The sequence below is a fragment of the Kitasatospora sp. NPDC056184 genome (assembly GCF_042268405.1).
Classification (GTDB): domain Bacteria; phylum Actinomycetota; class Actinomycetes; order Streptomycetales; family Streptomycetaceae; genus Kitasatospora.
Genome location: NZ_JBHJUI010000001.1, coordinates 95,816 through 105,951 on the forward strand (window position 1 = coordinate 95,816; position 10,136 = coordinate 105,951).

The 10,136-nt window shown below is 74.9% G+C and carries 9 protein-coding genes; 3 read left to right on the plus strand and 6 right to left on the minus strand.

Annotation, left to right across the window (positions count from 1 at the left end):
* Window positions 1-5 precede the first annotated feature (5 nt).
* From ACFC0B_RS00390 to ACFC0B_RS00415, 6 genes are all read right to left on the minus strand, one after another.
* On the minus strand, window positions 6-1,274 hold the full coding sequence (locus tag ACFC0B_RS00390; RefSeq protein WP_376080059.1) for a DUF4255 domain-containing protein: 1,269 nt from the start codon (window positions 1,272-1,274) through the stop codon (window positions 6-8).
* A gap of 16 nt (window positions 1,275-1,290) precedes the next feature.
* Window positions 1,291-2,004, minus strand: coding sequence for a hypothetical protein (locus ACFC0B_RS00395; RefSeq protein ID WP_376080061.1), 714 nt, complete (start codon window positions 2,002-2,004; stop codon window positions 1,291-1,293).
* A complete protein-coding gene (locus tag ACFC0B_RS00400; protein ID WP_376080064.1) occupies window positions 1,997-2,728 on the minus strand; it encodes a hypothetical protein in 732 nt (243 codons plus the stop codon). Before ACFC0B_RS00400 ends, ACFC0B_RS00395 begins: the two co-directional genes overlap by 8 nt.
* Window positions 2,729-2,741: 13 nt before the next feature.
* Window positions 2,742-3,266 (minus strand): phage tail protein, encoded by a 525-nt coding sequence (locus ACFC0B_RS00405; RefSeq protein WP_376080066.1) that lies wholly within the window; start codon window positions 3,264-3,266, stop codon window positions 2,742-2,744.
* A gap of 7 nt (window positions 3,267-3,273) precedes the next feature.
* Window positions 3,274-5,121 (minus strand): phage tail sheath family protein, encoded by a 1,848-nt coding sequence (locus ACFC0B_RS00410; protein WP_376080068.1) that lies wholly within the window; start codon window positions 5,119-5,121, stop codon window positions 3,274-3,276.
* Between the two features lie 200 nt (window positions 5,122-5,321).
* Window positions 5,322-6,281 (minus strand): acyl-ACP desaturase, encoded by a 960-nt coding sequence (locus tag ACFC0B_RS00415; protein ID WP_376080069.1) that lies wholly within the window; start codon window positions 6,279-6,281, stop codon window positions 5,322-5,324.
* A 290-nt stretch (window positions 6,282-6,571) separates the two neighbouring features.
* On the opposite strand from ACFC0B_RS00415, the gene hcp reads away from it, so the two are divergent.
* The 3 genes from hcp to ACFC0B_RS00430 all read left to right on the plus strand — a co-directional run bounded on the left by hcp (window position 6,572) and on the right by ACFC0B_RS00430 (window position 10,131).
* Window positions 6,572-8,242, plus strand: coding sequence for a hydroxylamine reductase (gene hcp / locus ACFC0B_RS00420; protein WP_376080072.1), 1,671 nt, complete (start codon window positions 6,572-6,574; stop codon window positions 8,240-8,242).
* Window positions 8,239-9,255, plus strand: coding sequence for a 2Fe-2S iron-sulfur cluster-binding protein (locus ACFC0B_RS00425; protein WP_376080075.1), 1,017 nt, complete (start codon window positions 8,239-8,241; stop codon window positions 9,253-9,255). The genes hcp and ACFC0B_RS00425 overlap by 4 nt, the downstream gene beginning before the upstream one ends.
* Window positions 9,256-9,480: 225 nt before the next feature.
* On the plus strand, window positions 9,481-10,131 hold the full coding sequence (locus tag ACFC0B_RS00430) for a GNAT family N-acetyltransferase (protein WP_376080077.1): 651 nt from the start codon (window positions 9,481-9,483) through the stop codon (window positions 10,129-10,131).
* Window positions 10,132-10,136 lie beyond the last annotated feature (5 nt).

The window sequence follows — 10,136 nt, forward strand, 5'->3', positions numbered from 1 at the left end:
TGTGGTCAGTGCGTCAGGTCCACGACGGGACCGGTGAGGGACCCGTCGTCGGCCACCGTCAACGGGCTCGGCACGCCGTCCACCTGGACCCGGGCCAGGTACGCCGTCGGGCGGACGCCGGCGACCGGCACCCGGACCTCGAACGGGTCGCCGCGCGGCCGCCGCGGCGCGGGTGCGCGGAACTGGTGGCTCGCCGCGCGCCGCCCGGCGGGCGGGTGCCGCTCGTCCAGCAGCAGCAGGACGTCCTGGTCGTCCCCGAGCGGCAGGTCCAGCCGGACGGCCAGCCGGGCCGAGACCCCGGCCGGTCCGTCGGCGCGGTCCGCGGTGCGGATCGGTCCGGCGATCCGCGGTTGCCGGGCGAAGGTCTGGGCGTTGGACTCCAGGGCGAGGTGGTCGGCGGCGGGCCGGCCGTCCAGCGCCAGTCCGTGCAGCACCTGCAGCCGGTACACGCCGGGCGGCAGGTCCTCCGGTACGGCGACCACCAGGCGGTCGTCCCGGACGCCGCCCGGGCCGACCGGCACCCGCCGCTCGCCCAGCCGGGCCACCACCAGGTCCGCGCGCAGGCCGGAGCCCTCCACCACCAGCTCCCGGTCCTTGGCCACCGGCCCCTCCTCGGGGGCGCCGGGGGACCCTGCGGGCCGGGAGAGCACCCGTTCGACGACCGGCCCGCGGGAGGGCAGGGCCCGCACGGTGCGGCGCAGCACGGGCTTGCCGGCGACCGGGTCGGCCTTGCCCTCCACGAGGACGGCGGTGGCCTGGTAGACGACGGACAGCGCGTACGGGACCTGGTACAGCGCGGTCCACAGCTTGGACAGCTCGTCGACGTCCATCGGCGTGGGCGTGAAGCGCACCCGCTGCGGCGAGGCGGCCAGGTCGCTCCCCGCCAGGTACGGCCGGTCGGCGGCCTCCTCGATCAACTGCCGGGACAGCGCCGGCTGTTCGGTGAGCGCCCGGACGACGCAGCCGAGCAGCCGCTGGCCGACCAGCTGGGACTCCTCGCCGTAGCAGCTGATCAGGTAGTGCAGGTCGAGGGCGGCGGTCGGCCGGGTCAGCAGGATGCCGTCCGCCGTGCGGGTGGGCGCGTCGAGGTTGCGCAGCGAGGCGTTGGGCGTGACCTGGTAGAGGAAGACGGTGATGGTCGGGTCGGTCGGTGGATCGGTCGGCGGCCGGCGGGTGCCGACCTCGACCGCGAACGGGATGTCGGGCGAGAGCGCGCGGGTGAGGAGCAGTCGCAGCGCCTCGCTCACGGTCGCGATCGCGAGGTGGTTGCTCATGGGCCCGCCCGCCCGGTCATGAGGGGTCCCGGGTGAGGTAGCCGGCCAGGTCGACGGCCGGGGCCGGACGGGACGCCGCCGGCCCGCGCGGTCCGGCCGGGGTGCGTTCGGCGGCCCTGACCTCGACTCGGCCGATCTGGACCCGCACCACCCGCTCGACGGGCCGCTGCCGGCGGCGGGCCGCGGTCCCGGGAGCCTGGCCCGGGGCGGCCGCGGCGGCGGCCCGCCGTCCGGACGCCGGGGCGGTGGCGGGCCGGGCCGGTGCGGGCGGTGTGCCGACCGACGGCCCGGAGGCGGCCGCGCGGGGCGGCGCCGCGGCGGGCACGGCGGTGACGGGCCGGGCGGCGCCGGTCGGCGGGGCCGCCGGGCGGGCGGCCGCCACCCGGACCACCGGCCCGGCGGCGGGCGCGGCGGTGGGGGCGGTCGGCGGTGCGACCAGCAGCGGCGGGTGCGGCGACGGAAGGACGGGCGCGGCGGCGGGCCGGTCGTCGCCGACCGCCGCCCGGGGGGCTCCGGGCGGCACCGCCGGAGACGGTGCCGACCGGGGGAGCGGTGCGGCGAGGGGGCGCCCGTCGGCTGCGACCGGCGCCTCCTCGGCGGCCGGCAGCGCCGGTCCGAGCGCCGTGATCCGTTCGAACGGCTCCGGCAGACGCGGGCGCGCCCGCACCCCGGCCGCGGGGTCCGCGCCCGGGCCGCCCTTCGCGACCAAGCGGTCGAAGTGGTCAGGCATCGGCACACAGCTCCAGGTAGTAGCGGCGCCGCAGCGGGCTGAGCGCCAGGATCTCCGCCTCGCTCCAGCCGTAGGCGGTGGCGAGGAGGTGGACGTCGAGCAGGGTGGCCCTGGCCCAGTCGTCCAGCTCCTCCCAGAGGTAGGAGGCGATGTCCAGCTCGGCGAGGGTCGGCCGGCCGCACGCGGGGCAGCTGAGGTTGAGCCGGACGTCCGCGCAGGGGTCGGCCGCGGCTGCGGCCTCGGCCATCCGCCGCTGGACCGGTTCGGGGAGCTGCCGGGCGGCCACCGGCTCCCCGCCGTGCTCGGCGGTCAGCACGCACCGCTCCAGCAGGACGGCCCTGGCCCGCTCCGCCGGGGCCTGTTCGGCGGCGGCGAGGTCGCCGGGGGTGGCCGGCCGGAAGGCGACCCGCCAGCCGTCCAGCTCCACCCGCAGCGGACCGGTCGCCGGTGGCGCGGCGCCGGTCAGCTGTCCGGCGTCGAAGGCGGCCTCCATCTCCTCCGGGCAGTCCGGGCAGCCGATCCGCATCGTGAGTCGTTCGCCGAACAGTGCGGCGCGCAGTCCGAACAGTGCGGCGTCCCGCTCGCCGAGCGGCACCGCCAGCAGCTCCGCCGTCGCGGCGCCGGGGCGGGCGACGGTGTGCAGCAGCAGGGCCCGCCCGGTGCGGCCGGCCGCCAGCCCGGCCTCCCAGGTGGCCAACAGGGCGGCCTGCCCGGCGCGTTCCACGATCCGCCGCCGCTCAGGCCGGCTGCTGGAACGACGGTTCTTCCGGTTCGGGCGTCTCCTCGTCCCGCTCCCAGCCCTCCACCTCCAGCTTGAGGCTCTGGATCGCCACCGCGTTGGCGTTGGCGTCCAGTTCGCCGAGCACCTGGTACTCGCTCGGCCAGGCGCGGTACAGCTTGTGGGCGACCGCGACCTGGCCGGCCTCGTTGAGCACCTGGATGACCAGGTCTTTGCGGAAGTCCCGCAGCGAGACCTCCGCCCCGCGGCCCGCGCCGACCATCCAGACCTTGTTGGCCCAGCGGTCGAACTCCGGGTCGTGGGTGACGCCGCGCTCCAGGGTGACCGCCTCGAAGTCGGTGCGGCCCGGCGATTTCCGCGGCGCGCTCGCGTCGCCCCCGCTGCGGTGCTTCACCACCTCGGTGGTGCGCTTGAGCGGGCTGACCTTGCTGATTCCGGCGACGACCCGGCCGTCCCAGACGACCAGGAATTTGAAGTTCTTGTACGGATCGAATCGGTGCGGATTGACGGTGAACTCGACCATGGAGATCCTAAACCTCGAACTGTCCGGCGAGCTGCTCGATCTTGACGATCACGAATTCCGCGGGTTTCAGCGGCGCGAATCCGACCACGACGTTCACCACTCCGCGATTGATGTCGTCCTGCGTGGTGGTGTCCCGGTCGCACTTGACGAAATAGGCGGAGCGCGCGGAGGTGCCCTGGAACGCGCCCTGCTGGAACAGTGAGTGCAGGAACGCGCCCACGTTCAGCCGGATCTGCGCCCACAGCCGCTCGTCGTTGGGCTCGAACACGACCCACTTGGTGCCGCGGTAGAGGCTCTCCTCCAGCATCAGCGCGAGGCGCCGCACCGGGACGTACTTCCACTGCGAGGCGAGCACGTCGGCGCCGGCCATCGTCCGGGCGCCCCAGGCGACCGGGCCCACCACCGGGAAGGTCCGCAGGCAGTTCACCGCGAGCGGGTTCAGCAGGCCGTTCTCCCGGTCCGTCAGCGGGACGGTCAGCGCCCGCACCCCGGGCAGGCCGGCCTCGGTGCCGGCCGGGGCCTTCCAGACGCCCCGCCGGCCGTCGGTGCGCGCCATCACGCCGGCGATGGTGCCCGAGGGCGGGAAGCTGCGCAGCCGGCCGGTCAGCGGGTCGACCAGCTCCAGGTGCGGGAAGTAGAGCGCCGCGTGGTCGCTGCGCACCGAGTCGAAGGCGGACAGGCCCGCCCGGGCGGCGTCCAGCGTCGTCCAGGCCTGCGGCGAGTCGACGATCAGGAACATCCGCTGCTCCGCGCAGAGCGCCTGGGCGGCCGAGACGACCGTGACCGCGTCGTCGACGCTCGGGTAGCCGGCCAGTTCCGGCAGCACCAGCAGGTTGACGTCCTGCACGTCGCGCAGCGCCTGGATGCCGGTCTTGGCCGCCTCGCTGCCGATCAGGTCGGTCAGGCCGGGGGCCGCGCCGTCCTGGCCGCCGGCGAGCGCGAGCACCGGCGGGTTGACCGAGCCCTCCAGCCCGAGGTTGTTGGCGGCCTCGCCGAGGAAGCGCACCACGTCGGCCGGGTCGGTGGAGCCGGCGACGACCTGGAGCTGCCGGCCGAAGACGCTCACCCGGGTGCCCGCGAAGGCCCGCCGGCCCGGGGCGTCGGGCAGCGCGCGCAGTTTGCGCTCCAGCAGCAGGGCGAGTTCGGCGACGGTGGCCGGCGCGGCGCCGTCCGCGGCCGGGTCGTGGATCCGGAGGGTCCGCGTGACGTCGCCGATCTTGACCTGGATCTCGTGGGTGAGGTCCGGCAGGGTGGCCGCGAACGGCTTGGAGACGGTGCCGACCGGGTCCGGCCGGCTCTCCGCCAGGACCTTCACCCGGACGACCGCCGAGCCGCTGTTCACCACCGTCTCGGCGAACCGGGGGTCGGCGGCCCGGACCGAGAGGTCCGCGTAGGACTCCTGGACGGCGCCCGAGGTGTCGAACACCTGGAGGTTGAAGGTCGCGGCCGGGGTCGGCGTCCGGTAGTCCACGGCGACCCGCAGCGCCGCGCCCCAGGCCCCCGGTTCGACGGCCGTGACCTCCAGCGCCGGGGCCGCGGTGGAGATCTGGGTGGAGGTGAGCGTGACGCCCGCGGCGGCGCCGGTGCCGGCCGCCGCGACCCGGACCACGACCCCGATCGAGCCCCCGTTGAGGAAGAACTGCTGGACGGCGTAGCTGACCGGGCTCTGGCTCGCCAGCCCGCCGAAGCGGCGTTCGAAGTCCGCGAAGCTGGTGACGGTGACGGGCTGGTCGATCGGGCCGCGCCGGGTGGCCCCGACGAAGGCGGTCACCGAGGTGCTCACCGCGGTGATGGTACGGACGCCACTGGGGAGCTCTTCGATGTAGACGCCGGGGTAGGTCGGTGTCGTCGGCAATTCCGCCTCCGTTCACTTCGTGCGTCAAGAGACCCGGATAAAGGGCGGGGATTTCCTGATGCATTGACGGCAGGCTCAGTCTGGTATTGGGCGCGACGGTTCGTCAAGACCCTTTTTGGAAAGGGTAATTGTATGACAGTGTTTATTATCGGGGTTTCGGAATCGGGAATTCCGAAACCCCGTGCGCGTCGGGGCCGGGGTCAGCCGTCGGCCCTGGCGGCGCGGCGGGCCAGGATCGCGGCCTGCCGCTCGTCGAACCGGCCGGCCTGGGCGGCCAGCTCGGCGAGGTGCGCGCCGAGCTCCTGCTGCGCCCTGAGCCCGTCGGGGCCGAGTCCGCCGAGGTCCATGATCCGCAGGTGGCGCAGCACCGGCTGGAGCACGTCGTCGTGGTGGACCCGCAGGTTGTAGACGCCGCCGAGGGCGATCCGGGCGGCGGCGCGCTCGAAGCCGGGCATGCCGTGCCCGGGCATCCGGAAGCCGGTCACGACCTCGTTGACCGCCTGCATGGCCTGGTCGGGGGCGAGTTCGAGCGCGGCCTTCAGCAGGTTGCGGTAGAAGATCATGTGGAGGTTCTCGTCGTTGGCGACCTGGGCCAGCATCCGGTCGCAGACGGGATCCCCGGACTCCCGGCCGGTGTTGCGGTGCGAGATGCGGGTGGCCAGCTCCTGGAAGGCGACGTAGGCCACCGTGTGGAGCGGGGAGTGCCGGTTGTCGGAGACGAAGCCGCTGCTCATGTGTGACATCCGGGCCCGCTCCAGCTCCGCCGGGTCCACCGCGCGCGAGGCGACCAGGTAGTCGCGCAGCACGATGGAGTGCCGGGCCTCCTCGGCGGTCCACTGGTGCACCCAGGTGCCCCAGGCGCCGTCGCGGCCGAACAGGGACGCGATCTCGTGGTGGTAGCTGGGCAGGTTGTCCTCGGTGAGCAGGTTCACCACCAGCGACACCCGGCCCACCTCGGTGAGCGGGGACTGCTCGACCGACCAGGCCTCGCCGCCGAGCGGTCCGTCGAAGTCCCGGCCCCGGCTCCAGGGCACGTACTCGTGCGGCATCCACTCCTTGAAGACGCGCAGGTGGCGGTCGAGTTCACGCGCGACGACCTCCTCCAGGTCGTGCAGCAGGCGGGCATCGGTCAACGACGGGCGGGTGGGGGTGGCGCTCACGGGCTCCAGCTTCCGGGACGGGCGGCAGAACCTACGGCTTCGTAGGTTACGTAACCGTAAGTTGGCCGGACGGCCGGTGTCTGGGGTCCTTGGACCCCATCTGCCCGGCCGGTCCGCGACCCGCCGCCCGGGCCCGCCGCGGGCGAGGGCCGTCCGGCCCCCGCACCGGGCCGTCCGGCCCTGGACGGACCCCGGCACCGGGCGGCCATCCTGGGCGCAGGGGAACCACCCCCGTGCGGGCCGTGCCTGACGTCCTGCCACGCCACCCACGAGTCCCGGAGGACCCGGACATGTTCTGCTACCAGTGCGAACAGACCGACCGCACCGGCACCACCCCCGGCTGTGCCGGATCGATCGGCAACTGCGGCAAGGACGCCGCCACGTCGGACCTCCAGGACCTGCTGATCCACGCCGTCGAGGGCGTCGCCCAGTACGCCTCGAAGGCGCGGGCGCTGGGCGCCCCGGACGACGAGGCCGCCTCGTTCGTCCTCTACGCGGTCTTCACCACGCTGACCAACGTCAACTTCAACCCGACCCGCTTCGACGCCATGATCCGGGAGGCCGTCGCCGTCCGCGACCGCGTGAAGGAGGGGTACGAGCGGGCCGCCCGCGCCGCCGGGCGCGAGCCGGAGACCCTCACCGGGCCGGCCGCCTGGACGCCCGCCCCGGACACCGCCGGGCTGGCGGCCCAGGCCGCGGACGCCCGGGTCGACCTCGGACTCCCGCTGGTGGGGCCGGACGTGGTCGGGCTGCGCTCGCTCCACCTCTACGCCCTCAAGGGCATCTGCGCCTACGCCCACCACGCCGACGTGCTCGGCCGCAGCAGCGCCGAGGTGTTCGGCGGCGTGGAGGACGCCCTGGCCCACCTGGCGTCCCGGCCGGCCGACGCCGCCGACCTGCTGGAGCGCGCCGTCGGACTCGGCCGGCTGAACCTCGCCGCGATCGAACTGCTCGACGCCGCCAACACCGGCACCTACGGCGCCCAGCAGCCCACCGCCGTGCGCACCACGCCGGTCGCCGGCAAGGCGATCCTGGTCAGCGGCCACGACCTGCGGGACCTCGCGGCCCTGCTGGAGCAGACCAAGGACCAGGGCGTCAACGTCTACACCCACGGCGAGATGCTGCCCGCCCACGCCTACCCGCTGCTCAAGGCGTACCCGCACCTGGCCGGCAACTACGGCGGCGCCTGGCAGGACCAGCAGCGCGAGTTCGCGGCCTTCCCCGGCCCGATCCTGATGACCTCCAACTGCATCATCGAACCCCACGTCAGCTACCGCCGCCGGATCTTCACCGCCGGCCCGGTCGGCTGGCCCGGCGTCCGGCACCTCACGGACCACCGGTTCGCGCCGCTGATCCAGGCCGCCAAGGCGCTGCCCGGCTTCCCGGAGACCCCGGCCGAGGAGGAGTTCATCACCGTCGGCTTCGGCCGCGACGCCGTCCTCGCGGTCGCCGACCAGGTGGTCGACGCCGTGCGGCAGGGCGCCATCCGGCACTTCTTCCTGGTCGGCGGCTGCGACGGCCCCACCCCGGGCCGCGACTACTACACCGACTTCGCCCTCGGCGCTCCCCGGGACAGCGTGGTGCTCACCCTCGGCTGCGCCAAGTACCGCTTCAACCGGCACGACTTCGGCGAGATCGGCGGCATCCCGCGGCTGCTGGACCTCGGCCAGTGCAACGACACCTACTCCGCCATCAGGATCGCCGGCGCGCTCGCCGACGCCTTCGGGTGCGGCGTCAACGACCTGCCGCTCACCCTCGCGCTGTCCTGGACCGAGCAGAAGGCCGTCGCGGTGCTGCTCACCCTGCTGGCGCTCGGGATCCGCGACATCCACCTCGGCCCCTCGCTGCCCGGCTTCCTCACCCCCGCCCTGGTCGACGGCCTGGTCGAGCGGTTCGGCCTGCGGGTGATCGGCGACCCGGCCGCCGACGTGGCCGCCGCGCTGGAGCGGGCCGCGTCGTGACCGAGGTCGTCCTCACCACCAGCGACGGCGCGCGCCTGGAGTTCCCCTGCGACCCCGGCCGGAGCGTGCTGGAGGCCGCGGCGGAGGCCGGCGCCGCCCTCCCGGCCTCCTGCCGCCGGGGCACCTGCGGCTCCTGCCACGCCTCCGTCACCGACGGCCGGTACGACCTCGGCCCGCACAGCGCGCAGGCGCTGCCGCCGGACGAGCGCGAGCGCGGCGGGGTGCTGCTCTGCCGCACCTACCCGAGCGGGCCGCTGTCGGCCGCCCTGCCGTACGAGCAGTCCCGGATCCTGTACGGCGGCATCCCGGTCCGCGAGGCCGCCGTCGTCGCCGTGGAGCCGGTCGCCCGGGACACCGTGCGCCTGGAACTGCGCGCCGACGACCTCGACTGCCAGTTCGACGCCGGACAGTTCATGGAGCTCCAGCCGCCCGGCAGCGAGCTGAGGCGCGCCTACTCCCTGGCCAACACCGGCAACTGGGAGGGCCGCCTGGAGTTCTACGTCAAGCTGCGGGAGGGCGGGGCCTTCTCCTCCTACCTCGCCGACCGGGCCCGCCCGGGCGACCGGCTGACCGTGCACGGGCCGCAGGGCGCCTTCGGCCTGCACGAGACCGGCCTGCGGCCGCGCTGGTTCGTGGCCGGCGGCACCGGCCTGGCCCCGCTGCTCGCCATGGTCCGCCGGATGGCCGAGTGGCAGGAGACGCAGCCGGCCCGGCTGTTCCTCGGCGTCAACGAGCCGCAGGACGTCTTCGGCCTGCGTGAACTGGAGGCCGTCGCCGCGGACCTGCCGGGCTTCCGGTACGAGATCTGCGCCTGGAAGCCCGGCCCGGAGTGGTCCGGTCCGACCGGCCTCCCGTCCGAGCTGCTCGCCGCCGCCCTCGCCGAACTCCCGGGCACCGCACCGGACCTGTACGTCTGCGGCCCGCCCCCGCTGGTGGACTCGGTGCTGCAGGCGGCCTCGGCGGCCGGGGTGCCGTCGGACCGGGTCCACCGGGAGCGCTTCCTGGCGACCTGACCCGCCCCGCCCCGAGCCGGCCCCGAGCCGGCACCGCGCCGGTCGCCCGGCGCGGTGCCGGTCCGGGCCGCCCTCGAACGCCGAACCCGGCGAAGACGCACGTCAGTTGTTCGGTTCGGGCACCGCGGTCGCACGCGGTAGGGTGAGCCGTCCGGCGCAGGCGATCCAGGCTCCCGTCGCACCGGCACCGCGACGCTGCCCGTGTCCGCCGACCGATGGAACTCCATGACGCAGCGCCAGGACCAACCTGTCATAAGGCCGATCACCGAGGCCGACGTCCCCGCCGCGGTCGACACCCTCACCCGGGCCTTCACCGGCTACCCCTACATCCGGCACGTGCTCGCCGCCGACGGCCACGAGGAGCGGATCCGGCGCCTGCACGAGCTCCAGACCCGCACCGGAATGGCGTACGGGCGCGTCTGGGTCGCCGAGGACTGCCGCGCCGTCGCCGTCTGGCACACCCCCGACCAGGACCTCTCGTCCGCCCACGAGGAGATCGGCCGGCAGGCCGTGGAGATCCTCGGGGACCGGCTGGCCGCCCTCGTGCTCGCGGAGCAGGCCGTCGAGCCCCACCTGCCGCAGGAGCCGACGTGGTTCCTCGACTCGGTCGGCGTCGCCCCCGACTCCCGGGGGCGGGGCCTCGGCCGCGCGGTGCTGGCCCCCGGCATGGCGGCGGCCGCACGGGAGGGACGCCCGGCGTTCCTGGCGACCGCCACGGAACGCAACGTCAGGTTCTACGAGGGCCTCGGCTTCCGGGTGACCGCGGAGCTGGCGCTCCCCGGCAACGGCCCCCGCACCTGGTGCATGCGCAAGGACCCCGGTCCCCGGACGGGGCGGGGGACGCGGTTCAGGCTGCCGTGGACCCGCGGCCGGTGACCGGG